This window comes from Ancylobacter terrae (assembly GCF_045108345.1).
GTDB lineage: Bacteria > Pseudomonadota > Alphaproteobacteria > Rhizobiales > Xanthobacteraceae > Ancylobacter.
The window spans coordinates 77,828-103,943 of sequence record NZ_JBJGXH010000005.1; the positions used below are offsets into that span (position 1 = coordinate 77,828).

Annotated in this window: 21 protein-coding genes and 1 tRNA gene; 3 read left to right on the plus strand and 19 right to left on the minus strand. The window is 68.1% G+C overall.

Translation table 11 applies throughout. The annotated features are described in order from the left end of the window. Positions 1–35: 35 nt before the first annotated feature. The 10 genes from ACEUEL_RS20875 to ACEUEL_RS20920 all read right to left on the minus strand — a co-directional run bounded on the left by ACEUEL_RS20875 (position 36) and on the right by ACEUEL_RS20920 (position 11,022). Positions 36–527 carry a hypothetical protein gene (locus ACEUEL_RS20875; protein WP_405709770.1) on the minus strand — a complete coding sequence of 164 codons (492 nt, stop codon included), beginning with the start codon at positions 525–527 and terminating at the stop codon, positions 36–38. A 139-nt stretch (positions 528–666) separates the two neighbouring features. After that, entirely contained in the window at positions 667–1,344 is a 678-nt protein-coding gene (locus tag ACEUEL_RS20880) for an MIP family channel protein (RefSeq protein WP_405709773.1), read from the minus strand. Positions 1,345–1,464: 120 nt separating this feature from the next. Beyond that, on the minus strand, positions 1,465–3,099 hold the full coding sequence (gene groEL, locus ACEUEL_RS20885) for a molecular chaperone GroEL (RefSeq protein ID WP_405709776.1): 1,635 nt from the start codon (positions 3,097–3,099) through the stop codon (positions 1,465–1,467). Between the two features lie 54 nt (positions 3,100–3,153). Beyond that, the gene (locus ACEUEL_RS20890; RefSeq protein WP_405709779.1) at positions 3,154–3,990 is read right to left on the minus strand and encodes a metal-sulfur cluster assembly factor; all 837 of its coding nucleotides are present in this window, start codon (positions 3,988–3,990) and stop codon (positions 3,154–3,156) included. Positions 3,991–3,995: 5 nt separating this feature from the next. Continuing rightward, positions 3,996–5,018 carry an amidohydrolase family protein gene (locus tag ACEUEL_RS20895; protein WP_405709781.1) on the minus strand — a complete coding sequence of 341 codons (1,023 nt, stop codon included), beginning with the start codon at positions 5,016–5,018 and terminating at the stop codon, positions 3,996–3,998. A gap of 90 nt (positions 5,019–5,108) precedes the next feature. Next, the gene (locus ACEUEL_RS20900) at positions 5,109–5,480 is read right to left on the minus strand and encodes an MmoB/DmpM family protein (protein WP_405709784.1); all 372 of its coding nucleotides are present in this window, start codon (positions 5,478–5,480) and stop codon (positions 5,109–5,111) included. Between the two features lie 5 nt (positions 5,481–5,485). After that, the gene (locus ACEUEL_RS20905) at positions 5,486–6,556 is read right to left on the minus strand and encodes an aromatic/alkene monooxygenase hydroxylase subunit beta (RefSeq protein WP_405709787.1); all 1,071 of its coding nucleotides are present in this window, start codon (positions 6,554–6,556) and stop codon (positions 5,486–5,488) included. Positions 6,557–6,597: 41 nt separating this feature from the next. Continuing rightward, positions 6,598–7,659 carry a 2Fe-2S iron-sulfur cluster-binding protein gene (locus tag ACEUEL_RS20910; protein WP_405709790.1) on the minus strand — a complete coding sequence of 354 codons (1,062 nt, stop codon included), beginning with the start codon at positions 7,657–7,659 and terminating at the stop codon, positions 6,598–6,600. Positions 7,660–7,756: 97 nt separating this feature from the next. Then, complete coding sequence (locus tag ACEUEL_RS20915; protein WP_405709793.1) at positions 7,757–9,427, minus strand: aromatic/alkene/methane monooxygenase hydroxylase/oxygenase subunit alpha; 1,671 nt, start codon at positions 9,425–9,427, stop codon at positions 7,757–7,759. 542 nt (positions 9,428–9,969) lie between these two features. Next, on the minus strand, positions 9,970–11,022 hold the full coding sequence (locus ACEUEL_RS20920) for an NAD(P)-dependent alcohol dehydrogenase (protein WP_405709795.1): 1,053 nt from the start codon (positions 11,020–11,022) through the stop codon (positions 9,970–9,972). A gap of 223 nt (positions 11,023–11,245) precedes the next feature. Between ACEUEL_RS20920 and ACEUEL_RS20925 the strand changes: the two genes are divergently transcribed. Both ACEUEL_RS20925 and ACEUEL_RS20930 read left to right on the plus strand, forming a co-directional pair. Continuing rightward, positions 11,246–13,144 (plus strand): sigma-54-dependent Fis family transcriptional regulator, encoded by a 1,899-nt coding sequence (locus ACEUEL_RS20925; protein ID WP_405709797.1) that lies wholly within the window; start codon positions 11,246–11,248, stop codon positions 13,142–13,144. A gap of 86 nt (positions 13,145–13,230) precedes the next feature. Then, positions 13,231–14,409, plus strand: a complete 1,179-nt coding sequence (locus ACEUEL_RS20930) for a DUF3095 domain-containing protein (protein WP_405709800.1) — start codon at positions 13,231–13,233, stop codon at positions 14,407–14,409. Between the two features lie 10 nt (positions 14,410–14,419). Here the strand turns inward: ACEUEL_RS20930 and ACEUEL_RS20935 are convergent, their stop codons facing one another. The 7 genes from ACEUEL_RS20935 to ACEUEL_RS20965 all read right to left on the minus strand — a co-directional run bounded on the left by ACEUEL_RS20935 (position 14,420) and on the right by ACEUEL_RS20965 (position 22,534). After that, positions 14,420–15,232, minus strand: coding sequence for an ABC transporter permease (locus ACEUEL_RS20935; RefSeq protein ID WP_405709803.1), 813 nt, complete (start codon positions 15,230–15,232; stop codon positions 14,420–14,422). Between the two features lie 4 nt (positions 15,233–15,236). After that, positions 15,237–16,166, minus strand: a complete 930-nt coding sequence (locus ACEUEL_RS20940) for an ABC transporter permease (protein WP_405709806.1) — start codon at positions 16,164–16,166, stop codon at positions 15,237–15,239. A 53-nt stretch (positions 16,167–16,219) separates the two neighbouring features. After that, positions 16,220–17,329: an ABC transporter ATP-binding protein gene (locus ACEUEL_RS20945; RefSeq protein ID WP_405709809.1), complete on the minus strand. Its 1,110-nt coding sequence runs from the start codon at positions 17,327–17,329 to the stop codon at positions 16,220–16,222. A 71-nt stretch (positions 17,330–17,400) separates the two neighbouring features. After that, entirely contained in the window at positions 17,401–18,582 is a 1,182-nt protein-coding gene (locus tag ACEUEL_RS20950) for an ABC transporter substrate-binding protein (protein ID WP_405709812.1), read from the minus strand. 125 nt (positions 18,583–18,707) lie between these two features. After that, complete coding sequence (locus tag ACEUEL_RS20955; RefSeq protein ID WP_405709815.1) at positions 18,708–20,693, minus strand: primary-amine oxidase; 1,986 nt, start codon at positions 20,691–20,693, stop codon at positions 18,708–18,710. 166 nt (positions 20,694–20,859) lie between these two features. Then, on the minus strand, positions 20,860–21,672 hold the full coding sequence (locus tag ACEUEL_RS20960) for a copper chaperone (RefSeq protein WP_405709818.1): 813 nt from the start codon (positions 21,670–21,672) through the stop codon (positions 20,860–20,862). A gap of 166 nt (positions 21,673–21,838) precedes the next feature. Continuing rightward, complete coding sequence (locus ACEUEL_RS20965; protein WP_405709820.1) at positions 21,839–22,534, minus strand: helix-turn-helix transcriptional regulator; 696 nt, start codon at positions 22,532–22,534, stop codon at positions 21,839–21,841. 118 nt (positions 22,535–22,652) lie between these two features. Here ACEUEL_RS20965 and ACEUEL_RS20970 point away from each other — a divergent pair. Then, positions 22,653–22,739 (plus strand) — tRNA-Leu (locus ACEUEL_RS20970). Between the two features lie 99 nt (positions 22,740–22,838). On the opposite strand, the gene ACEUEL_RS20975 is transcribed toward ACEUEL_RS20970, so the two are convergent. Then, positions 22,839–24,206 (minus strand): sigma-54-dependent transcriptional regulator, encoded by a 1,368-nt coding sequence (locus tag ACEUEL_RS20975; protein ID WP_405709823.1) that lies wholly within the window; start codon positions 24,204–24,206, stop codon positions 22,839–22,841. Next, entirely contained in the window at positions 24,203–26,038 is a 1,836-nt protein-coding gene (locus ACEUEL_RS20980; protein WP_405709825.1) for a sensor histidine kinase, read from the minus strand. Before ACEUEL_RS20980 ends, ACEUEL_RS20975 begins: the two co-directional genes overlap by 4 nt. Between the last annotated feature and the right edge of the window lie 78 nt (positions 26,039–26,116).

Here is a 26,116-nt window from a genome sequence, read left to right on the forward strand (position 1 = left end):
GGTCGCAGATCAGAGCTTGCCGGCGCGCGCGGCGGTCAGGCCGCTGCGATGCCGAGCCGGCGGCCGAGTTCGTGGCGGAACGGATCGAGCGCCTCGTCCCCGTGCAGGGCGATTCCGTCGAGGTCGCTCAGCAGGTCGAGCGCCTCGCCGGTCAGTGGATCGAAGAAGCCGTTTCCGCGCGTCGCCAGACGGAAGCGATAGCCCTGCCCCTCGCGCCGCAACTCCCCGAGAAACAGCAGCTGACGGCTGGTCTCGGCATCCACCACGACCACCCGGTCATTGGGGCTGATGCGCACATAGGGCTGCTTCGCGCTACTGTCGGACGGTCGGGCGTAGCCGGCGACCGTGCGTCGCTCGGGCTCCGGGAGGGCGGCCTGCGCCGCCCGGGCATGGCGGATCTCCTGCCAGCGCCCGCCGGTGAGGTGGTTGGCGAGCTGGTGGATGGTCTGTCGATTGCCCTCGATCAGTCTTCGGGCGGCGACGTCCTCTTTTCGAGGCCCGTCGTCCTTGGTGATGATGTAAACCACCGTTTCCTCCGTTATTTTTATGCCGCCCGCGTGAATTCAGCCTTGTGAGCTTGGCTGTCGGCGTTCACGCGGTCGGATTTATTTGTCTATTCAGGCTAACACGTAGACGTGGCAGCGTCATCCGGAGCGGCGGCGCACCTTACGCCGGCACCGCCTGCCGCGTGATCCCGGCCCGGAAGACGAGACCCGCCAGCACGGCCCCGAGGCAGGGCGCGAGGAAGTAGAGCCAGACCTGCGACAACGCTGTGCCACCGGCGAACAGGGCGGGCCCGAAGGAGCGCGCCGGGTTGACCGACGCCCCGGAGACCGCGATGCCGGCGAGATGAATGGCGACAAGGGTGAGGCCGATGACGAGGCCGGCATAGATCGCCGCGGCGCCCTGCTGCGTCGCGCCGAGGATGACGGTGAGGAACAGGAAGGTCGCCGTCGCCTCGAAGATGAAGGCGGAGACCATGCCGTATTTGTCCCAGCCGTTCTGCGCGAAGCCGTTCGCCGCCGCGTCGAAGCCTCCGACTCGGCCGGAGGCGATGACGTAGAGCACGCCGGCGGCGGCCATGCCGCCCAGGAACTGCGCGATGACGTAGCCGGGGAGATCCGAGGCCGGCAGCCGCCCGGCGACGACGGCGCCGAGGCTGACCGCCGGGTTGAGATGCGCGCCCGAGATCGGGCCGATCGCATAGGCCATGGCGACGACCGAGAGGCCGAAGGCGAAGGCGACGCCGAGCAGGCCGACTTCCTCGCGCATGAAGATGACCGCCGCGCAGCCGAAGAAGACGAGGGTGAAGGTTCCGATGAATTCGGCGACGTATTTTCGCATGACGTGAACTCCTGATACCGGGACTGACGGGTCGCCGATCATGGGCAAGCGCACCGGCGCACCGCGCCGGCGTGGATGGGGTGTGTGCCGCCGGCGGGTCCGGCCGGCGGCACGCGAGGATCAGGCGCGTCCCAGCTTTTCAGCACCGCCGCCCAGCGCCGGCCCGGCTGTCGGATCGACATGGTCGGGAATGTCGGCGACCAGCGTGTTGGTGGTCAGCACCAGCGTCGCCACCGAGGCCGCGTTGCGCAGCGCCGTGTAGGTAACGCGAACCGGATCGACGATGCCGGCCGAGATCATGTCGGTCATCTCGCCCGATGCCGCGTCGAAACCGACGCCATCGGGAGCGGCCATCAGCTTGCCGACGATGCCGTCGGGGTCATAGCCCGCGTTGCGGGCGATGAAGGCGGCCGGCCGCGCCAGCGTCTCGCGCACCAGCCGGATACCCTCGCCGACATCGCCGTTGAGATTGCCGAGCTTGGCCGCCACCACCGGCGCGCATTGCAGCAGTGCGGTGCCCCCGCCCGCGACGATGCCTTCCTCCGCCGCCGCCCGCGCCGCGCTGAGCGCATCGTCGATGAGCTGGATGGTGCGCTTCTGCTCGACCGGCGTGACACCGCCGGCATAGATCACCGCGGTACCGCCGGAGAGCTTGGCGAGGCGCTCCTTGAGCTTGTCCTGCTCGATATTGGGCGGGGCGAGGTCGTGCTGGCGGGCGACCTGGGCCCGCCGGGCGGCGATGGCCTGCGGGTCGCCGCCGCCCCGCACGATCACCGTCTCGCGGGCGCTGGCGCGCACCTGGCGGGCGGAGCCAAGGTCCTCGATCCCCACCTCGTCCAGCCGCCCGCCGAGGTCGCGCGCGATGACTTTGCCGCCGGTGAGAATGGCGAGATCGTCCATCATCGCCTTGCGCCAGTGGCCATAGTCGGGCGGGTTCACCACCAGCACGCGCCCGCGATTGCCGTCGCCGAGCAGCGTGACCACGACGTCGGGCGAGATTTCCTCCGCGACGATAACCAGCGAGCGGCCGGCGGCCGAGACGGCGGCGCGGATGCCGGCGATTTCCTCGGGAGCGCGGATCTTCAGGTCGGTCAAGAGGATGTAGGGCTCGTTGAGCACCACCTCCATCTTCTCCACGTCGGTGACCATGTGGTGGGAGATGTAGCCGCGGTCGAACGACATGCCCTCGGAGACATCGAGCGTGGTCTCGATGGTGAGGCCGTAATCCGAGGAGACGATGCCGTCGAGCCCGACCTGGTCGAGCGCCTCGGCGACGAGGCTGCCCAGATGCGGATCGGTCGCGGCGATGGTCGCGACCGCCTCCAGCATGCGCCGGTCGCCCTTGATCGGCCGCGCCCGGCCCTTCAGGGTCTCGACGACGAGATCGACCGCCTTGTCGATGCCGCGGCACAGGTCGACCGGCTTGGCGCCTCGCTCCAGCGCCGCGACGCCGTTCTGGATCAGCCCGTTGGCGAGCACCATGGCGGTGGTGGTGCCATCGCCCGCCACCTCGTTGGTCTGCATGGAGACCTCGCGCACCACCTGCGCGCCCATGTTCTCGAAGCGGTCGGGCAGTTCGATCTCGGAGGCGATGGTGACGCCGTCGCGCGAGACGATCGGCGTGCCGAGCGGCCGGTCGACCATGGCGTTCATGCCCTTGGGGCCGAGCGTCGATTCGACGGCAGCGGCGAGCTTGCCGATGCCGCGCGAGAGGGCGCGGCGGGCGTCGCCGTCATGCAGGATATGTTTGGCCATGGCGTCTTCCTCCAGTTCTCGTTTTTGTCTGTCGTCGGTAGCGCGCGGCCGGTGTCAGGCCGGCGCCGCCGTTGTCCGAAGCGGAGCAGCGCCCGGGGCGCCGAGCGAACAGCCCCCGCAACCGGCGCCCCCGCCGCCGCAGGCGCCGGACCGCTCGCCCGGCGTTTCCCGGTAGCGCGCGCCGGCGAGATCGCGGCACAGCGCGCCGCTCGCCTCCATGTTGATCCGCACCGCCCTGAGCGTGCGCAGATGCGCGGGCAGCGCCTCGGCCGCGATCGGCTCGCCGTCGAGCGTCACGAAGGCGCGGTCGTCCGGCTTGGCCGCCAGCCAGCGCTCGAGCAGCAGCGCGCGGTAGCGCGGCTTCTGCCGCGCCCCCTCCGGCTCGGCGATCACGAGGCGGTCGAAGGTGGCGAGGTCCATCGCCACCAGCCGCTCGTCGCTCCACCCGGCCCGCCGCAGCGCCAGCAGCACGGCCTCCTGCCGGCGCTGGAACGCCTTGCGCTGGAAGGTCTCGCGCAGCTCCTCCAGCGAGCCGTCGACCTCGTAGTCGCGGAACGCCTCGGCGAAACCGAGGCCGAGCTGCGCGCCGCGATTGACCTCCGCGGCGCACAGATGATCCTCGAGCCGTGGCCGCGCCGCCCGGACCCAGGGCAGAGCCCGCAATTCCCGTCCGATATCGTCGGCCATCAGGAAGGCGAAGTTCGGCGAGCACCAGTAGGTCGGCAGCCGGAAGCCGACATCGACCCCGCCCTCGGGATCGATGGCGACATCCTCGACGAAGCCCAGATCGACGATCGATTCGTCGAGCTCCGGGTCCATCACCTCGGCCAGCCGCTCCCAGACCTCGTCGATGCGGCGACCGGAACGATGCGAAGCGTGGGGGCGGCTCATGGCGCCTACTCCGCCGCGACCGCCAGGGACGCGTCCCGCAGCTTCAGCTTCTGCGTCTCGACATCGACGCCGTAGAGACGGGCCGCGTTGAGGCCGAGGATCTTGCGCTTGGCCTCGCGGGTCAGGTCGACCCCGTGCTCCTGCTTGATGTCCTCGGGGATCTCGAAGTTCCAGAACTTCTCGACCAGCCAGCGCGGCGTCCAGATCGCGTAGTCGGAGCCGAACAGCAGCTTGTCCTCGCCGACCCAGAACAGCAATTCGCTGATCACCTCGGCGAAGTAGCGCGGCCGTGAATGGATGAACGGCAGCGCGACGGCGAGGCCGCCATAGACATTGGTCTCTTGCACCGCGATCCAGCAGAAATCGTCGAGGCGCGGCAGGCCGCAATGCTCGATGATGAAGTTGAGCCCCTGGAAATCGGTCGCGACATGATCGACGTCGTGGACGTCGAAGGCATCCTTGTCGAGCGGGATGATGGTCGGGCCCTTGTGGATGTGGATATTGGTGATGCCGAGCTTCTGGCACAGCTCGAGGCACCGGTAGGCGTTGGGGTCGGTCAGCTTCCAGCCGCGCGACTCGCCCTTCCATTCGGCGGTGTAGAGCTTCACGCCCTTTATGCCGAAGGTTTCCTTCATGTAATGGATATAGTCGAGCGCCCGCTCGCCGTCGCGCGGGTCGAAGGCACCGTTGACGATGAAGCGGTCCTTATACGCCTTCGCCATCTCGATATTGCGCTCGATGGTGTTGAAGCCGTTCTTGTAGAACTCGTTGAGATAGGTCGACTGGACGATGGCCATGTCGTCGGGACCGTCGACGAACAGGTCGTTGTACATCTGCTCGGCGCTGTATTTCTCGAACTTGTCCTTCGCCCAGAGCTGCTCCTTGGGGCTCAGCGCGTTGTGATAGGCATAGAAGCAGTCGATGAACTGCTTGCCGTGGATATTGGCCTGGTTCTCCGGGCTGCCGTCCCAGAAATGCGTGTGGCCGTCGATGACGAAGACCTCTTCCCCGTCCGGTGTCCTGAACATCGTCCCTCTCCCTGGATGTCGCGTGTGATGGCCGCGTTGACCCGCGCGGCGGCGGAAGGACGCGCGTCCCTCCGCCCCGCGCGCGTCTGGCTACTCGATGTATTCGCGGATGGCGTCCATGTCGCCGAACAGCGTCACCGTGTTGTCGTCGACGCGAATCATGCGGCCGTAATGCGTGGACGTGTTGACCTCGAAGATCTCGGCGTTCATCTCCTTGCCGAGAATTTCGCCGATCTCGTCCATCTTGAAGACCAGCTTGCCTTCACCGTCGATGCGGATCAGCGCCGGCTGATAGGTCACGGTGACATTGGGCTTCTGGCTCATGAACTCGGCGATGGCACGGGCCTCGACGCTGTCGTTCATGGTCACGCCGCACTGGTGCGAGATCGTCTGCTCGAAGACGATGTCGTCCATCTTGCGGAAGATGTTCTGGTGGGTGGCGGCTCGCGAGACAGTCGACATGGTTCTCACTCCTTGGGAAGTTCGAGACCGAGCTCACCCAGGATCTTCTGGACGCGCTCGACCGACTGCGCGCGCGCATCGGCATACTGGACGGGCTTGGAATGGGGCTGCGACCAGATCGGCTGCAGCCCGGCGGAGGCCGCGTTGGCCAGGCCGACATGCTTCACCAGCCAGCTCTGGAACAGACGCTTATTATGCGCGCCGTGCTGCTCGTCATGCGCCAGCAGGTGGAACAGGTCGATGGCGTTGGCGAGGTTGCGCTCGTAGTCGGCTTCGGCGGCGGAAATCACCGGCGGGGTGATGAAGTCGCCGTTCGGCGAGGCCACCTGCATCAGGAAGCCCGAGCGGAACAATTCGCCCACCAGCGGCTCGAACACGATGTTGATGGCGAAGTACTGCTCGAGATAATCGGTCGCGCCCATGATGGCCTCGACCGCGTGGCGCGTGCCCTGCCAGATGCTGTCGTCCAGCCAGGCGCGCTTGCCGGCCTCGTCGTCGAAGCCGGGCACATCCATCGCGATCTCGGCGAGATAGAGCGTGATGTCCTGGGAAAGACGCAGCTTGTACGACGAGTTGGTCAGCGTCGCGTTGTTGATCATCTGCGTGTAGCCGTAGCGCTGCGCGTGCATCAGCGACGTGCCGAGGCCGAACTCCGCGTGCTTCCAGGCGCCGAGATGGGCCTGCAGCACCTTCAGCCAGGCCTTGTCGAAGGCCTTGGGCGCGCCGGACTTGCGGCCATTGGCGATGACCGCCTGCACCATCGCCTCGATCTTCGACTGGCGCTGGTAGTGGGTGCGCTCCCATTCCTGGTCGGGCGCGCGGAACAGGTGCCAATTCGACGACAGCGCCGCGGTGTTGTCCTTGGAATAGGCGCCGCGCCCGTCCGGGAAGGAGATGATCCAGTCCTGCAGCAGGTAGCGCTCGGGGTCGGGCTGGACGTCGACGGTGACGTCCTCGTAATGGGTCGCGCGCTTGCCGCGCGGCTCGAAGTAGCGGTACTTGCGGCTGTCGGAGTCCGCGAAGATGGCGGATCCGGCGGCACCCGACTTCACCGGGGCCGGCTGGGTTGCGGTCATGGGCGTTTCTCCAGATGTTGTCGTCCGGCTATTGAGCCGGCTCAGGCATGCACGAGATGGTCGGCGGCGCTGGACGCCGGCGTGAACTTGTCGAAGTAGATCCGTTCCGAGGCGATCGAGTTCATCTGCAGGACGGGAACCAGCGCCTCGATCATCGGCTCGGGTCCGCAGGCATAGACGTCGGCGTCCTCGCCGAGATCGAGCGCGCGCAGATGCGCGTTCAGCACCTCGTGCACGAAGCCGCGTTCGCCCTGCCAGTCGCCGTCGTCATCGGCGTGGGAGAGCGCGGGGATGAAGCGCACCCGCGGGTCGCGGGCGGCGATCGCGGCGAACTCGTCGAGATAGAACAGGTCGCCCCGGGTCCGCGCGCCGTAGAAGAAATAGACGTCGCGCTGCTCGCCGCTTTCCAGATGGTCGTTGAGGATCGACCACAGCGGCGACATGCCGGAGCCACCCCCGACCAGGATCAGGGCTCCTCCCCGGTTTTCACGCCGGAAGCATGTGCCGAAGGGGCCCCGGACGGCGATCCGGGTTCCGGGGGCGAGGTCGCCGTCGAGGCGGGAGGAGAAGCGTCCGTTGGGGTATTTCTTGATGATGAACGCGAGTTCTTTGCCTTCGAGCGGCGTATTTGCCATGGAAAACGAGCGCGTAACCGCCTCTGGCCCGGGGAGCGTGATGTCGACATATTGGCCCGCCCAGAATTTGAGAGGCTGGTCGAGCGTGATTTCGAGGCGCCGGATGTCGGGCGTGAGCGCGACGACCCGGGTGACCTCGGCCTCGAGGCTCCGCACGGGGATCGACTTGGACAAGAGTTCCTCGTCATAGTTGAGGAGATCCACGTCGATGTCCGTGTAGACGAGGCTACGGCAGAGCAGGATGTGGTTCTGGTCCCTCTCCATCTCGTTGAGCGCGAAGGTGGAATAGGGCTTCAGCTCGACCTCGCCCTCGTTGAGGACGCATTTGCACGCCGCGCAGCGCCCTTCCTTGCAGCCATGCGGCAAGGCGATGCCCTGCCGGAAGGCGGCATCGAGAACGGTTTCGCCTTCCTCGACCTCGAATTCGACGCCGACCGGGTTCAAGCGGACGGTATAGACGTCGCCCATCGCGCGACTCCTCCAGTAAGGGATGCGGAACGCCGGCGGCACGCGCCGGCGGCCGGGCGCAGGGAGCGGGGCCGGCGCGCGCCGACCCCGCCGGGCCTCAGTTGCAGGGATGGATGGTGAAGCCGGCGCGGTACTCGGCGAGATGCTTCTCGCGCTGGGCCGGGTCCATTTCGCGCAGGGTGATGAGCGGGCTCTTGATGATGTTGCCGCGCACGTCGTCGAGCGTCCACATCTCCTTCTCCTCGAAGCGCAGATGCGGCTGCGGGATCAGGGTCTTGCCGTCGGTGCGGACGAAGCCAAGGTCCTGGATGGCGTCGGCCAGGTCCCAGTCGTGGTAGCAGCTCTCCCACTCGCGCCGGCCGCTGAAGCGGCCCATCGCCGGGGTCGGACGGCCCTGGTACTCGCTCGCGAAGGCTTCCACCGCGGTCCAGCGGTCGAGTTCATGCGCGAAGGTGTGCAGCTTGCCGTCGATGGTGTCAGTGACGATGTCCTCGCGGATCACGCAGGGCACCATCGAGCTCCAGCACCGGTGCGGGTAGACATAGCCCGTGTCGGTGTTGAACAGCATGTTGGTCTGGCCGCGGTGCGAGAGCTTGGCGTACCACTTCCAGTACTCGCCGAACTGGGCGTACCAGCCCGGGTACTTGGCCTCGAACCACTCGAAATCCTTGTCCGTCTGCGCCTCGATGCGCCAGAAGTTCACCGGCCAGCCGACCGAGAAGAACTGCGCGATCTTGTGGACGTAGCTCTTCTCGGTGATGCGCTTCCAGGCGGTCTGTACGTCGTCGTGGTGGATCTTGATGCCGTACTTCTCGAGGGGCAGCATGTAGGTGCGGTAGTAATCCTCGAAGATCCAGCGGTGCCACATCTCCGCGTAGGATTCCTTGTTCTTGTCGCGGTTGGTGGTGCCGTACTCGATGAAGGTGCCGATCGCCGCATCGACGATGGCGTGGTTCTGCCAGAAGGCGTAGCGCATGTCGCGCTCGAGCAGCAGGTGGTTCTCCGGCTCCTTGAGCATCGACATCAGCATCGAATGGCCATTGCCGATGTGGCGGCTCTCGTCGGACTGCACCGACAGGAACACGGTCGGCAGCGCGTAGTCGCCGTTGCGGGCGGCTTCGGAGGGCATGGCGACGAACAGCGTGTTGGTGAACGCGGTCTCGGCCACGACGGTCAGGTAGATGTTGGCGGAGGTGATGGCATCGCCGGTGATGAAGCCCTCACCGAACTGGCGGCCGATGGTCGTCGCGTAGCACTTGCCGAAGGCTTCCTCGGTGATGTCGAAGCCGGCGGGGTCGATGTAGTTCTCCATGTACCACTTCTTCAGGTTCATCTGAATGGTGGAATGGCGGAACTCGTCGACCATCTGCATGGTGAAGCCGGTGCGCAGGTCCTCGCCCGGCGCGAGACGCCCGACCATGGCCATGGAGCGGGCGGCCGAGATCTCCGGGAAGGGGATGATCGCCAGGAACAGCTTCATCCATTCCACCCAGCGCGGCTCGACATTGCGGAACATGTCGCCGCGCAGCGCCGCATCGAGCGCGCCATAGACGCGGTTGTCCTTCTCTTCCTGCATCGGGAAGTAGGAACGCAGGACCTGCTTCATCGGGTCCTTCGGCGCCTTGGTGATCTTGTAGTCAGTCGGGAACGTCATCGCCTCCTGGACATAGGAGGGATTCCAGCCGAGATCGGCGATCTTCTTGGCGGCCTCCCCGACGGGAATGCCGCGCTGCGCCGTGATCTTGTTAAGGGTCAGTGTGCTTGTCATTACTGCCATCCTCCTGATGGAATCAGCGTCCACGGTCGGTTTCCTCCCCGCCGGCGGCGCCACATCACGGGCGCGATCGCCGGATCGGGTTTCAGGCATGAGCAGTCCCGCGCCCGTCGCATACGACGTGCGGTCTGCCCCGTGGCAAAGGTCTCTGACGTCCAGGAATGGCTGCCGCGCGTGGCCGGCGCAGTCGGTCAAGGCTCTCAACCGCCGCCACCGGCCGGCCAGGGCCGGCTCGGCAGCACCCCTGGGCTTCTTCCCTTCGTTCTTGTCGTGGCTCGTCCCGTGGGACCAGTCATCATTGTTCTAATGTGAGTAAGGCAAAGGTCGTGCCATTTGGTCGCAGTAGGTATTTGAACGACTTCCCAGTTCGTGTAGTATTCCCCTGTGACTTCATTGAAGCGTTTTGCGACTCGATGAGTCTCGGCTGTTTCATTCTGCGAATATGCTGCGGTGCAGAATGATTAGGGAATGTTTACTTACTTTTCGACGGCAATGCTGCATCACCGTCGCGCACTACCGGCAGCACGCGGCGATGGTCACGGAATCAGCACCGCGCGGCCATGAATCTTGCCGGCATTGAGGTCGTGCAGGGCCTGGTTGGCATCCGCGAGCTTGTATTCGGCGGTGGCGAGATGAACGAGCCCGCGGTCGGCGAGCGCCATCAGCTCGGTGAGCTCGGCCCAGGTCCCCACCAGATTGCCGATGATGTTGCGTTCCGAGATGATCAGGTCCACCGCAGGGATGCGGATGTCCTCGCCATAGCCGACGATGTAGTAGCTGCCCATCGGCCGGGTCATGGCCAGGCCCTTGGCCGTGGTGCCCTTCTCGCCGACGAAATCGATCACCGCCTCCGCTCCGACCCCGCCGGTCAGCGCCAGAACCGCCTCCACCTCGTTGCCGTCGGCCTTCACCGTCTTGTCGGCGCCGCTCTTGGCCGCCAGCGCCAGCGAGGCATCGGACTTGTCGACGACGATGACATCGGCCGCGCACATGGCCTTCAGGCACTGGATGCCGATATGGCCGAGCCCGCCGGCGCCGATCACCACGCAGCTTTCCCCGGGCAGGAGATGCCGTGTCGCCTTCTTCACCGCGCGATAGGCGGTCAGGCCGGCATCGGCATAGGGAGCGACCTCCTTGGGCGCCAGCGTCTTCGGCAGCGGCACGATGTTGCGCTCGGAGGTGCAGATGAACTCGGCATAGCCGCCGTCGCAATCGAGGCCCGGGAACTTGCCGGGCCCGTGCATGTCGAAGCCGCGCCGGCAGGCGAGGCAGGTGCCGCCGGTGATCTTCGGATGGACGATCACCGGATCGCCCTTCTTGAGACCCTCGACCTCCTTGCCGACCTCCTCGACCCAGCCGGCGTTCTCATGGCCCATGATCAGCGGCAGCAGGGCGTCGCCGTTCGGGTCCATGTGCGGCTTCCACACGCCCTCGATGATGTGGAGATCGGTGCGGCAGACGCCGGCGCCGCCGATGCGCACGATGACGTCGGTCGATTTCGTGATCGTGGGGTCCGGGACATTCTCCTCGCTCACCCATCGATCGGCGACGAGACGCTCGTCATAGGTCCTCAGTACCTGCGCCTTCATGGCGTCCTCCCTTTTGTCGGCAAACGTCGCCGCGGTTGGACGTCCTGAGGCAGTATCCGTGCCGACGGCGGTTCGTATTTCGCTACAGATACTTGCCGCAACGCAGCAGGTTTTTCGCCGTCGACCCGCTGGACAGTGAACACGATGAGTGTCCAGTTTCTGTATATTGCCATCCGGCGCCTTTGGCCGGACCCTGCCGGGAAACGGAACGGGAGGCAGGCCAATGCCGACGCCAGCGGGACTGGAGCATGCGCGCGCCATGCTGGAGGCGGGCGGAGCCGTCCCCGCCAGCAGCCTCGCACCCGAGGTCGCGCGGAGCTGGGAACGCTGCCTGGCGGCCGGGCTCGATCCCGGCGATCGGCCCCGCAACGTCGTCGTGGCGTTTTCCGACGTGAAGGCGCGGCGCGAGCAGGCCGCCCTGCTGCGGCGTCTCGCTCTCGCGCAGATGCAACTCCTGCACGAACAGATCGCCGGCTCGGATTTCATGGTCGCCTTCGCCGATGCCGAGGGCGTCGTGCTGGACACGCGGTGCGATCACCGCTTCAGCGAGAGCGAGGCGGGCCGCACCATCCTGCCCGGCAGCGTCTGGCGCGAGGAGGGACGCGGCACGAATGCGCTCGGCCTGGCCCTGGTCGAACAGGCGCCGGTCGCCATCTATGGCCGCGAGCATTTCTTCTGCTGCCACGGCCATCTCAGCTGCATGGCGGTGCCGGTGTTCGATCCGTCCGACCGACTGGCCGGCCTGCTCGATGCCTCGAGCCCGAACGAGACGCGCCAGCAGCACACGCTCGCGCTGGTGCGCATGGCGGCGGCGGCGATCGAGAACGGGCTGATGACGCAGGATCGGCCCGATCTGCTGCTGCTCGCCCTGCACCCGCGCGCGGAGTATCTCGACACGCTCTCGGCCGGTCTCGCGGCACTCGACGCCGACGGCGCCGTGGTGGCGCTCAACCGCCCCGCCCGCGCCCTGCTGGCCGGGCTCGACACCGCGCCGGGCCGGGCTTTCGGCGCGCTGTTCGAGGCTTCCTTCGGCGCGGTCATGGATGAACTCGCGGCGAGCGGCATCGCCCGGATCCGCGATCGCGCCGGCAGCATGGTCTATCTGATGTGCCGCCGCCTCGCCGCCCGGCCGTTACGGCCCGCCGTCGACAAAACCCCGGTGCCGGCCGTCACGCCGCCCGTCGCGGCGCGTCTGCCGGAAACGAGCGCGGACTTCATCTGTTCGGACCCGGTCCTTGGGCGGCGCATGAAAGGGCTCGATGTCGCCGCCCGCAACCGTCTCGCCGTGCACATCCATGGCGAGACCGGCACCGGCAAGGAGTTGATGGCCCGGCACGTCCATGCGTTGAGCGGGCGCTCCGGCGCCTTCGTCGCGGTGAATTGCGGCGCGCTGCCGGAATCCCTGTTCATCGCCGAACTGTTCGGCCACGAGCGCGGCGCCTATACCAGCGCCCGCAACGAGGGGGCGGCGGGCCTCGTGCGGCAGGCGGACGGGGGCACGCTGTTCCTCGACGAGGTCGCCGATATCCCGCTGCCCGCCCAGACCGCGCTGCTGCGCTTCCTCGATTCGATGGAGGTGCGCGCCGTCGGCGGTGCCCGGGCGGTCAAGGTCGATGTCCAGATCGTCTCGGCCACCAACCGCAATCTTGCCAAGGCGGTCGCCAATGGCCAGTTCCGGGCCGACCTGCTGTTCCGCCTGAACAGCTTCCCGATCGAACTCCCGCCCCTGCGCGAGCGTGCCGATTTCGCCGACATCGTCCGCCACCTGCTGGCCCGGCAGCCGGGCGCCCCCGCGCTCTCCGAGGCCACCATCGCGCGGCTGAGCCGCCGCAGCTGGCACGGCAATATCCGCGAACTCGCCGCGGCGCTCTGGCGTCTCGCCATCATCGGCGAGGACGAGGCGTTGGAGATGCAGGCCGGCGAACCGGGCGAGGGTTTGCCGGATCAGGAGGTCTGCGCGCATTGCGCCGGCACCCGCCTCACCCGCAGCAAGTGCCGCGAGATCCGCGAGGCCTATGCGCGGTGCGACGGCAACATCCAGGCGGCGGCACGCCAGCTCGGCATCTCCCGCACCACCGTCTACAAGCATCTTCCGGTCGCCGCCGCGGCGCGGCAGCGCTGAACCGCGCCCGCTGCCCGCTTTTTGCCCGGCGCGCCGGCACGACTCCTGTATAGACTGCCCACCGGAAACCACCGGCGCAGGGCGAGATGACCGACACGGCCGACTTCTATGCGCGCGTTCCGGTGTTCAACCGATTCGACAGCCTGCTCGACCCCGCCCATTACGTGCCGCTGCCGGACGGCTGGTGGATCGGCATGACCGATGTCGTCGCCTCCAGCGCGGCTATCGCCGAGGGACGCTACAAGATCGTCAACACGGTCGGCGCCTCGATCATCGCCGCCATGGCCAATGCGCTCGGCAACCAGCCGTTTCCCTTCACCTTCGGCGGCGACGGCGCGAGTTTCGCGATTGCGCCCGCCGACGAGTCCCTGGCCCGCTCCGTTCTCGCCGCGACCGCCGCCTTTTCGCGCGACGATTTCGACCTGCCGCTGCGTGCCGCGCTGATCCCCGTCGCCGCCCTGCGGGACACGGGACGCGACGTGCGCATCGCCCGCTTCGCCACCTCGCCGCATGCCGAATATGCGATGTTCGCCGGCGGGGGTATCGCGCTGGCCGAAGCCGCGCTGAAGCGCGGCGAGTATGCGGTGCCCGCCGCCGAACCGGGCAATCGGCCGGATCTGTCCGGGTTGTCCTGCCGGTGGGAGCAGATCACCGCGCGGCGCGGCCACATCGTCTCGCTCATCGTGGTTCCGCTGCGCGACGAGCGCGAGGGCGCCTATCGCGCGCTGATCACCGACATCCTCGCCCTGGCCGCCGACCGCGCCGAGGCCGCCCGCCCGATCCCCGACGAAGGTCCCGGCCTTCGCTGGGCACGCGAGGGCATCGACATCGAAGCGCGCCTCGTGCCGGCCGGGCGCACGCCGCGCCCTCTCCACTGGCTGGCCACGGCCGCACGCTGGACGGCGGGCGCCCTGACCATCGGCCTCGGCCTGCGCATCGGCGGCTTCGACGGCGCCCGCTACCGCCGCGAGATCGCCGAGAACGCCGATTTCCGCAAATATGACGACGGCCTGCGAATGACGCTGGATGCCACACCTCGCCTCGTCGCGCGCCTCGAGGCACGGCTCGAAGGCGCCCGGCGGGAAGGCGTCGCCGATTACGGCCTGCACCGGCAGGAGACCGCGCAGGTCACCTGCTTCATGCCCTCAGTCGTCGGCCGCGACCATGTCCACTTCGTCGACGGCGCCGATGGCGGCTATGCCGCTGCCGCGACCCGGCTCAAGCAGAACCGATCCGCGCCATCCGCGATCGCCGGCGCGGGATAGCGCGGCGACCTCACGCCGCCTGTGCCCGGTCGCGGCGCTTCTGCTGCCAGACCATCAGCGCGTAGCCGAGCGCGAGAACCACCGCCGCGGCGAGCATGGTCAGCGTACCCACCGCCGGCACCTGCGGCGTGTAGCCGGACTGCACCTTGGCGCTGATCCATTCGGGGATGGTCTGGTCGGCCCCCGTCGAGAACATCGACAGCGGGAAATTGGCCCAGGACAGCAGGAAGGAGAAGATGAAGCCGGAGAAGATGCCCGGGGCCAGGATCGGCAGCGTGATCTCGCGCATCACCTGCCAGCGCGAGGCACCGAGATCGAACGCCGCCTCCTCCACCGCCGGGTCGAAAGCATAGACCTGGATGGCGATGACCAGCGTCGCGATCGGCGCGATCCAGACGAGATGGGCGAAGATCGCCGCCTGCCAGGACGGCGTGATGCCGACCGCCGTGAACCACAGCAGCAGGGCGAGCCCGAGCACCGCCTGCGGGAACAGGATCGGCAGGATGATGATCTTCTGGAACAGCTTGCGCCCGGTCCAGCGGTAGCGCGCGAAGGCCAGCGCCCCGAAGAAGGCGAAGAAGGTCGACAGCAGCCCCACCAGCAGCGCCAGCGCCAGCGAGGTCCAGAAGAAGCTGCGGATCGACAGCGATTCGAACACTTCCGCATACCAGTTGGTCGACCAGGCGGGGATCGGGAAGCGGAAATACTTGGACTTGGAGAAGGAGGCCAGCGCGATGGTGATCATCGGCAGGTACATCAGCAGTATCAGCGCCGCGATCAGGCTGCCGTAGAGAAAGCGCACGCCCCGTCCATACTCGTTCATGGGCTCACTTCCGTCCGAAGATGGTGTCGAGGTCGATGCGCTTGAGCAGGCCGATGGCCAGCGCCCCGGCGAGCAGGATCATCAACATGCAGAGCGCCGAGCCCTTCGGCCAGTTCTGCGCGAAGCCGAATTCCTTCTGGATGTCCATGGCGATGGTGACCACCGCCTGCCCGCCCATGATCTTCGCCTCGGTCAGCGCGCCGGCGGTGAGGATGAAGCACATCAGCGCGCCGATCAGGATGCCCGGCATGGCGAGCGGCACGTCCACCTCGCGCAGCACCTGCCAGCGCGAGGCGCCGAGATCGAACGCCGCCTCGCGCATCTGCAGCGGCACCATGGAGATGCCGAGGATCATCGGGAACAGCATGAAGGGCAGGTAGATGTAGACGAGGCCGAACAGCGTGGCGCCGGTGGTGTAGAGCATCGAATCGACCTCGATGCCGAACCATGTCTGCAGCGAGCCGGACACGACGCCGCCCTTCACCAGGAACAGCATCCAGCCCATCAGCCGCAGATTGTCGGCGACGAAGAGCGGCGCCGAGATCAGCAGCGTCAGGATGCTGCCCTGCTTGCCGAACACCCGCACCATGGCGAAGGCGATCGGGTAGCAGATCACCAGCAGGATCACGACCGTCAGCGCGGCGAGGTAGAGCGAGGCGAGGAAGGAGAGGTAATAGGTCTCCTGCACGATCTCGACATAGTTGGTCAGCGTCGGCCACTGCATCAGCGAGAAGGTCTGCCCCGGCATCACCGAGAAGATCGCCACCAGCCCGAGCGGGGCGAGGAAGCCGGCGAGCAGCAGCAGGCTGATCGGCGCCGCCGCCAGCACGCCGGGCTGCGCCAGCCAGCGCCCGAGCCGGCGCAGCCACGCCGGCGCCCGTGCGGCGCCCGTCGTCGCGCGCGCCTCGACCAGTGTCTCGCCTGCAGAGCTCATCGCCGTCCCCGTCGTTGTTCCTGCATCCGGGATGTCCGCGCCGGCCCGGGTCGTTACATCCGCCCCGCCGGAAACACCATCGTGTCCCGGGCGTCCCAGCCGATCGTCACCGCGCCGTCCGGCCCGCCTTCCGGCGTCTGGTCGCGCAGCTTCTCGACCAGGAAGATCTGCTCGCCGACGCGCACCTGGTACTGCACCCGCGAGCCGAGCAGATATTCGTTGTAGATGGTGCCCTCGACCCGGTTGTCGGCGCTCTCGCCGGGGCCGACGAAGCGGATATCCTCGGGCCGCACGACCAAGCTGCCGCCCTCGAAGCCGCCGGCGACGACCGGCGTGCGGTAGGCCTGGCCGCTCGCCGCGTCGACGATCGCCCCGTCGGCGCCGGGCTTCACCTCGACCACGTTCACCTCGCCCATGAACTCGGAGACGAAGCGGGTGCGCGGGCTGCCATAGATCTCGCGCGGCGTGCCGACCTGCACGAAGCGACCCTTGTTCATCACCCCGATGCGGTCGGACATCACCATCGCCTCCTCCAGCGAATGGGTGATGTAGACGAAGGTCTTTCCGGTCTCGCGGTGGATGTCCTTGAGCTCCTTCTCCAGCAGTTTGCGCAGCCGGTAGTCGAGCGCCGAGAGCGGCTCGTCGAAGAACAGGATCTCCGGATCGAACGCCAGCGCCCGCGCCAGCGCCACGCGCTGGCGCTCGCCGCCCGAGCACTGGGTGATCATCTTGGAATAGTAGTTCTGCGGCAGGCGGAGCTGGTCGAGCAGCTCCAGCGCACGCTTCCTGCGCACATCCGCCTCGACGCCGCGCATCTTGAGCGGGAACTCGATGTTCTGCCCGACGGTGCGGTGGGGGAAGAGCGCCAGCGACTGGAACACCATGCAGGTGGGGCGCTTGTTAGCCGGCACATCGTTGATGCGCCGGCCGCGCAGCAGGATGTCGCCATTGGTCGGCTTGTCCATGCCGACCAGCATGCGCACCATCGTCGTCTTGCCGCTGCCGGAGGGCCCGACGATGGTGAAGAACTCGCGCTCGTAGATGTCGAGCGTGATGCGGTCGACCGCGGCGAAGTCGTCGAAGATGCGGTCGACGCCGCGCAGTTGCAGGATCGGCTGGGGCCCCGGTTCGGGCGGTTCGGAGGGTTCGGCGGTCACTGCCATGTCGATGGGGCTCTCCGGTGGAGGGGAAGGCGGCGCGGCAGCACCGCCACGCCGCGCCGCTCAGTCACGCGTCACGCCTTTCGCTCGCGCACCGCGTTGGCGAAGATCTCGTGCAGCTTCGGGTAGTTCGGAATCACGTCGAAGTCCGCGCAGCGCGACATGTCCTCCTCCAGCGTGTCGAACTGGATCGCGTCGAGCTCTTCCTTCGAGTAGAGCGCCATCACCCGCTTGTCGCCCATCTGCGTCACCGGGTTGTAGGTGCCCTCGGCGAAGGACACGTTCTTGCAGGTCTCGGGCCGGTAGCAATATTCGAGGAAGTCGGCCGCGCGCGGCGAGAGCTGCGGGTTGTTGACCGTGGAGGTCAGCTCCATCCAGCACACGCCGGGCTTCATGCCGACGTCGCCGCCGCCCTTCTTCGGGATCACGCAGCGCAGGTTCGGGTTGCCGTCGAAGCGGGCCGCCGAGACCGTGTACACGCTGCCCGGGAAGGAACCGATGATCGAACCGTTGATCATGCCCAGCGCGATCGCGTTCATGTCGTCGCTGAGGAAGGCGGCGTTGTTGATGATCTTGCGCATCACCTTCTCGAAGGTGGCGATCTGGTCGTCGGAGAGGTTCTTGAAGGGGTTCATGCCGGCCGCCATGGCGGTGTGCATGATGGCCCAGTCGTCATACATCAGGACGGCGTATTTGCCCTTGAAGTCGTCGGCGAGGAAGATGTCGTAGCCGCCGTCCTCGACCGTCGCCTTGGAGATCTTGTCGGTATTGACGTTGATGCCGGACGGTCCGAAGCGCTGCACCATGCCGAGCAGCTTGGTGCCGGAATCGTCCATCGACCAGTAATAGGGCCACTTGAACTCCGGCAGCACCATGTCCCAGAGCGGCTTGAAGCGGGCCTCCTCCAGCGGAACGATGAGTTTCTCGGGGTAGAGCTGGCGGCGGCCCCACGAATTGTTGAGGTTGATCAGGTCCCAGATCTTGGTCTCGCCGGCGCGCAGCTGGTTCACCGCGTCGGGATCGGAGATCAGGCCCTGCGCCTTGACGTTGGTCTTGAATTCCTTGCGGAAGGGATCCAGCACCTTGTCGGAGTTGTAGCCCTCCCAGCAGTAGATGTTCATCTCGTTCTCGCGCGCCGCCCAGGCCTTGCTCGACATGGTCGAGGCCGCAGCGATGCTCGCGGCGATCGCCGCCGACTGCTGCAGGAACTCGCGACGCGACTGGCTGAACGACTGCAGCAGATTCTTCCGCTTCATAAGCTCGTCCCTCTGGTTTTATGGGCGCGGGTGTTGCGGGCCCGCGCGGATGGTGCCTTTCGCGGCGGCGCGGGGTGGGCCCGCGCCGTCAAGTCTGCGTCGCGCCGGACGTCGGCGGCCTCGCCTCAGCTGTGGCAGCAGCTGCCGCCGCCGCCCGCCGTGGATTTGCTTGCATGATTCTTGCCAGCCGGCAGGTCGATGATCGGATTCTGGTCGAAGAAGCCGACCGGCATCAGCTTGAAGCCGCACAGCACGCAGGGCTGCACCGGGTGGTCCTCGGGGCGCGGCAGGTGATGCAGGCCGAAGCTGTGCCAGATCACGAGGTCGGTGTTCTCCACCGGGCGGTCCTGCGCGGTCCAGGCCGGCAGGCCGTCGCCGCCCTTGGCGAGGTTCACGAAATCACCGGCGGGGAAGCGCTCGTCGGGCGCGAAGGGCGTCACCCACAGGTGCTTGTAGGCGAAGCCCGCGCGGTTGCCGGAGACGCTGTCCGGCTGGGTGTAGAACTGCACCGCCGAGCCGGTCTCCAGCTTGTAGGCGGTCGGCTTGCCGACCCAGTTGGTGACGTTGGGGTTGATGATCTTCCAGTAGCGCATCTTGCCGAAATCGACGCAGCGCTGCGCCTCGAGCTCGGTCTTCAGCGCCCGCTCCTCAACGAAGAAGGCATTGCCCAGCGGGTTCTCCGGCCCCATCGGCGGGGCGACGGTGTCGCACTCGACCACCGTGTTGCCCGGCCCGTCGACCTCCATGTCGAGGCGGGCGGAGAAAACGTGCTGGTGGATGTGGCCGACCACGCCGGGGGCGACCTCGGTGCCGTATTTCTGCGGCGTGCCGGGCTTGCAGGCGGCGGTATTGATGATGCCGGAGGCCTTCATCTCGAATTCGATCGTGCCGTTCTGGTAGAGATACCAGTAGGAGGCGTATTCGTAGTTCCCCACCGTGGTGATCGAGGACACAACCAGCCGGCGCAGCCGCCGCACCTCGGTGCGCTCGCTGCGGAAGTCGAAATGCTTCCAGGCGAGGCCCGCATCCTCCTCGTGCAGGCAGATGCAGTTCTCGATGGTGCGCGGATTGCCGAACAGGTCCGGCAGCACGACATCGAAATAATGGATGTGGCCGAGGCAGTCGCAGCCGAGCGACAGCGAATTGGCCAGCTTGCCGAAGCCGTATTCGCCGCTGTCGAACACGTTCTTGCGGTAGTGCGAGCCTTCCGGCGTGCCATAGGGCACCACCATCTCGGCGAGCGAGCCGCGATACAGGATCGGACGCCGCGTGCCGCCCACCGTATAGCCGACGGTGTTGAGCGTGAGCCCCTCGCGGCCGTTGAAGCCGACGCGCAGGTCCCAGTTCTCCCAGGTGATCTTGTTGCCCTCGACGACGAAGCTCGGCCCGTTCGGCTGGATCACGTCGAGCGCGGAGGACGGCTTGCGGAACTCGGTCAGCAGCGCCGCGTCGTAGTTCAGCGGCGCCTCCGGCACCGGCACATAGTCGCCGCTCGCCTCGAAATGATCGTCGACGCGGATCACCTCCATGGTGTCGACATCGACCACGACATTGATGCCCTCGACCGGGTGGGCATAGTAATTGTCGAGGTCGAACATGCGCATCCACACGAAGGTGTGGGCGATACGACGGCCCGCTTCACCGGGCCCCTCGAACGGGCCGGCCGTCCAGGGATCGACGCAGACGAGGTCGTAGCGCTCGATGCCGCGCCGCTCGATGGCCGCCTTGAAGCGGGGGTCGGCCTTCGCCGCGGCCTCGATCAGCAGGAATTCCTCCGGCGATATCATCGGCTTGACGTCCGGCAGGAAGGTCTCGGCCGTCACCACCCCGGCGAGGATGTCGATCTTGCCGGTGTAGACGCCGGTCTCGCCGCGCCGGTAGACGTTGAACCGCGCGCCGCGCGCGATCGGCATGCCCGGCTCGAAGCTGCGCACGACGTCCTTTGCCGGCTCGTCAAGCTCCAGCGTCTCGATGCGCAGATCCTCGCCGAAGGGGAAATGCGCGCGCAGCACGTCCGCCGCCTTGATGATCTCCTCCACGCTCATCGGGTCGAGCGGATGCTCGAATCCGGTCTGCTCGGCCTGAACGCCGGTCTCGACGATGCTCAGCATGGCGTGTTGGAACTCCTCGGTCCGGTACGCGGGGGCAGCCGGCTTCCTCCGGTGCGAGGGATGCCGCTTCCGCTCCGCTGGTTGATCTAAATCAAGGACATCATCCGGCTTTGCTGCAGGGCAGCAATCAACCGAACGGTGGATGCGCCGCTCTCCGGGCCGGCCCTCAGCCGGCCGCGAGCGCCAGCAGGCCGAGCGCGAGAAGCGCCAGCGCCACCGGGTCCACCGCCCGGCCGCAGACGGGGCGGCTGGAGAAAGGGCGGGCGGGAGCGAGGCGCGCGGCCAGCATCGCCGCCGCCAGCAGCCCCATCGCCGGCAGCGCCATCGCGCCGCTGGCGGTCATCGCCAGCATGGGCAGGCCGTCGCGCAGCAGGGAGCGCCGGCCGTGCCCGAATCCGCCGCGCAGCGACGCGCGGACGCCGGGCACCGGCCGGCCCTCCACCTCCCCCGGCGCGAGAGGCGCGGCCAGCATCCGGCCGAGCCCCGCCAGCCCGAGCAGCAGGGCCGCCGCCGGTGCGTCGAGGCCGAGCGGCCACAGCCGGCCGAGGGCGAGCTCGAGCATCGCCGCGCCGGCGCCCAGCGGCAGCCAGCTCGCGCCATAGCCGAGCAGGAAACCGTATCCCGCCCGCCAGTCACGGCGATCGAGCAGGCTGCGCCATGCCGGCAGGGCGCAGGGCAGCATCATCGCCGCCACCATGGCCAGCCACATGCCGAGCGCCGCCGCGAAGGCCTGCCCGAAGGAGCCCGCCTCCGACCGGCACAGCGACAGCGCCAGCGCCCGCAGCAGCGGATCGGCCTCTGTCATAAATCCACCGGCGCCGTAGGCAGCGAGGAATTCGGCCGTGGGCGAGGGGTGGCCGCGGGCGATCACTGCCCAGCCGAATCCGACCACGGCGAGCGGCGGCAGCAGCACCAGCGCCCGGCCCCCGATCCCGGGGAGCCATCCCGAACCGGGCACAGCGGCCTCAATATTGGGCATGATCGCCGCATGAGCAGGCACGCGATCCGCGCAGCGCTCGCCCATCCCTCGCCTCCGCGTCGGAAGATGCCGGGGCGGCCGACATGCCCCCCGTTCCGAGCTTCGGCCGGGGGCCGGGCGCGAACAATCCACCGTTCGGTGGAGCGGCCGCCCGGCCGGCGCCGCCTCAGTGCGGCGCGGCGAGCCGCGCGACGAGGCCGGAGCGGTTCTCGACCCCGGTCTTCTCGAAGATATGGATGAGATGGGTCTTCACGGTCGCCAGCCCGATGCCGAGGCAGGCGGCGATGTCGGCATTGGTGCGCCCGCAGCACAGCAGCCGAGCCACCTCCGCCTCGCGCTTGGTGAAGTGGAACAGGCGCATGGAGCGCCCGGCCTGGTCGTCCCGGCGCGGCGCGATATGGTCGGCGAGGTTGAATTCGATGTAGCGGTGCAGTTCCTCCGCCAGCCGGAACAGCGGCGCGGTCGGCCGGCGGTCGCGGCCGGTCCACATCACCGTGAGCCCGGCGCGGATCTCATTGTCGTGGCGGAAGATCAGGTCGATCTGGTCGACCACGTCGAAGCGCTTGAGGAAGCTGGTATATTCCATCACCTCATGCGGTGGCTCACGCCGGCTCGCCTCGTCCATCCGCACGACGCGCTCCTCCGGCGAATGGATGCGCCGCACATGCAGCGGATCGACCGCGTGCATCTCGCGGACATAGGTGCGGATGAGATCGGCCGGGACCCGCGCGCAGATGAAGTCGTAGAGATTCTGGTCGGGGTCCACCGAATAATAGACCAGACGCGAGGCCTCCAGCGTTCCGGACAGCAGCTGGAACGTCGTGTCTACGAACTGCCTTTTGCGAAGCTCGCGTGACGCCATTGCACCCTCCCGAACCGAAGAGCCCCCCACGGACGGGGGATCGCTGCAACATTCGTGCCTGTCGGGACCGTTGACGCCGGTTGCGCGCCCTCGCGGAGGCGATATAAGCGGAGGCGCTGCGGGCGTGGCGGAACTGGTAGACGCAGCGGACTCAAAATCCGCCGTCCTCACGGATATGTCGGTTCGAGTCCGACCGCCCGCACCATGTTTGCTTGCGCGATGCCACCCGCCGGCCTCTTGTGCGGGGGTCGCCCCCGCCCCGCTCGGCGCACCGGCCGCTCCCCCCAGGCCGCCCTTCGGCCCGCTATTTCTCCGGCTCATAGGCCGCCCGCTCGATGCCGTAGCGGGCCAGCTTGTCGTAGAAGGTCTTGCGCGGAATGCCGAGCGCCAGCAGCGTGGCGCGAACGTCGCCGTTATTCGCCTCCAGCGTCTCGCGAATGAGGTTCGCCTCGATCGCTCCCAGCCGCTCCGGCAGGCTGGCGGCGGGGCGGCCGGGGCTGGCGGGCATGGCGGGGAGATCGTCGGCGAGGCCCAGCGCCACCCGTTCGGCGAAGTGCAGCAATTCGCGCACATTGCCCGGCCAGTCGTTCTCCACCAGATGCCGCTCCACCGCCCGGGGAAGCCGCGGCGGCTCGCGCCCGTGCTTGCGCGCCGCACGGGCGAGGAACTGGGCAAACAGCAGGGGCACGTCGCGCCGGCGCTCGCGCAGCGGCGGGATGCGCAGCGTCACCACGTTCAGCCGGTAGAACAGGTCCTCGCGGAAGCGGCGTCCCCGCGCCGCCTCGGCCAGATCCACCTTGGTCGCCGCCACCACGCGCAGGTCGACCCGGCGCAGCTCGTTGGAGCCGAGCGGGGCGATCTCGCGCGTCTCCAGCACGCGCAGCAGCTTCACCTGCGCATCGAGCGGCATGCTCTCCAGCTCGTCGAGGAACAGCGTGCCCCCGCTCGCATGCTCGATACGGCCGATGCGCTTCTTCTGCGCGCCGGTGAAGGCGCCGGGCTCGTAGCCGAACAATTCGCTCTCGATCACCGTATCGGGCAGCGCGCCGCAATTCAGTGCGACGAACGGCCGGGCGCGGCGGCGGCCCAACCGGTGCAGCAGGCTCGCCACCACCTCCTTGCCCGTGCCGGTCTCGCCGAGCACGAGAACGTCGACATCGACATCGGCGAGATCGCGCAAGGTCTGGCGCAGCCGCACCATGGCCGGCGTCTCGCCGATCAGCACGCCCTCCTCCGCCGCGCCGGCACCGAGCGCCCGCAGCCGCCGGTTCTCGAGCACCAGCGTGCGCTTTTCGAGCGCCCGGCGCAGCGTCTCGACCAGGCGGGCGCCGGCATAGGGCTTGGCGATGAAGTCGTAGGCGCCCTCCTGCATCGCTTCCACCGCCATGGCGATGTCGGCATGGCCGGAGATGAGCACGACCGGGATATCGGCATCGAGCGCCTTGAGGCGCCGGAACAGCTCGATACCGTCCATGCCGGGCATGCGCACATCGGTGACGACGGCGCCGGCGAAGTCCGCACCGATCGCCGCCAGCGCGGCCGGGGCCGAGGCGAAGGGCAGGGCGCGCAACCCCGCGAGCTGCAACGCCTGGACATTGGCATCGCGCAGGTCGTCGTCATCGTCGACGAACGCAATGTCGATCGCGCCCGGCGCGCCGGCGGAAGCGCTCATGCCGCCCTCCGCAGCGTGACGGTGAAGCGGCAGCCCTCGCCGGGGTGGCCGTCGGCCTTGAGCGTGCCGCCGAAGCCGGCGACGAGGTCGTGCGAGATGACGAGGCCGAGCCCGAGCCCGCGCGGCTTGGTGCTGCGGAACGGCGTGAACAGCGCCGCCAGCTCGTCCGCGTCGAGCCCCGGCCCGCGATCGCGCACGGTCAGGGCGACGCTCTCGGGTGCAACGGCAAGCCCGATCGCGAGCGGGGGATCATCGCCTTCGCGCGGATCCGGGCCGATCGCCTCGATGGCATTGCGCAGCAGATTGACCAGCACCTGTTCCAGCTCGACCGGCCGCGCCAGCACGCGCAGCTCCGGCGGCACCCGGTCCACCACCGGCACGATCGCCGACTGGCGCAGGGGCGCGTCGAGGATCATCAGCGCGCCCTCGATGGCCTCGGCCAGCGCCACCGGCTCGGGCGGGGCGTTGCCGCGCCGGGCAAAGCCGCGCAGGGTCTCGGTAATGGCGCCGATCCGCCCGGTCAGCGCCACCACCTTGTCGAGCGCGCCCTCCGCCCCGCCGGCCTCGCGGCGGGTGAGGAAGGCGCGGGCGTTCTCGGCATAGGTGCGGATCGCCGCGAGCGGCTGGTTGATCTCGTGGGCGACGCCGGCCGTCACCTGGCCGAGCGTGGCGAGGCGGTTCGCCTTGGCGAGTTCCTCCCGCACATCGGAGAGGCGTTCCTGCGTGCGGGCGCGCTCCGTGATCTCGGCAACGAGGCGGGCATTGCTGTCGGCCAGCGCCGCGGTGCGCTCGGCGACGCGCTGTTCCAGCTCCGCCTTGATCCGTTCCTCGCCGCGGCGGCGCGCGACCGCCCGCTGCCGGCGCCACAGCACCAGCGCGGCGAGGGCGCCGCCGGGCATCAGCAGCAGCGCCGCATAGCCCTGCATCTGCGCCTGAGCGAGCCCGATCGCCCGGCCGACCGGCAACAGCACGTCGAGATGCCAGGCCGTCGTCGGCACCGGCGTGCGCAAGCTCACATGGGTACCCCCGAAGGGCGGCCGTCCCTGCAGCAGGTCGCCGTCCGCCTCCAGCGGCAGCGGCGTGAGCGGGGCGTCGCCGAACTGCAGCGAGCGGCGGATATCGGCGACCGCCTCCGGCGGCAGCGCCGCCTCCACCGCGAAGCGCCAGGACGGCTCGGTCGCCAGCAGCACCACGCCGCGCGCGTCCGCGACATAGGTCTGCCCGCCGAGCGCGCGCCAGTCCGCCTCCACCCGATCGAACTCGACCTTGACCACGATCACGCCCGGCCGCGCCCCCGGCACCTCCACGCGGCGGGTGATGTAGAGCCCCGGCCGGTGGCTCACCGTGCCGAGCGCGAACTGTTCGGCGGCACCGTCGGCGACGGCCGCGATGAAATAGTCGCGGAAGGCATAGTCGCTGCCGACGAAGCTGGTGCTCTCGTTCCAGTTGCTGGCGGCGATGGCGGTGCCGCGCGCGTCCAGCAGGTAGATCACCGCGCTGCGGGTCTCGCGGGCGATATCGGCGAGCTTGACGTCGAGCGCGTGCACGTCGCCCCCCGCCAGCGCGGCGGCGACATCGGGATCGCGGGCGAGGATGAGGGGCAGTGCCCGCTGCTTCTCGAGTTCGGCGCGCAGGATGGCGATGGCGAGCGTCGACGCGTCGCGCGCCCGCGCCTGTGCCGCCTCGATCGCGCGCCCGCGCGCAACGCCGGCGACGGCGAGGAAGACCGCGGCGACGATCAGCGCGAGGCCGGCGGCAAAGACGATCCATTGCCGTCGCGACGACAGTCCCGCGGCAGCGTCCGGCGAGGCGGAAGGTGCGGCATCAGCCATGCGCCATCATGTGCGGATTTTCGCACGGGGCAAGAGGCTTCTGTGCGGATCGTCGCACGACAGCTCGGCGAGAGATTC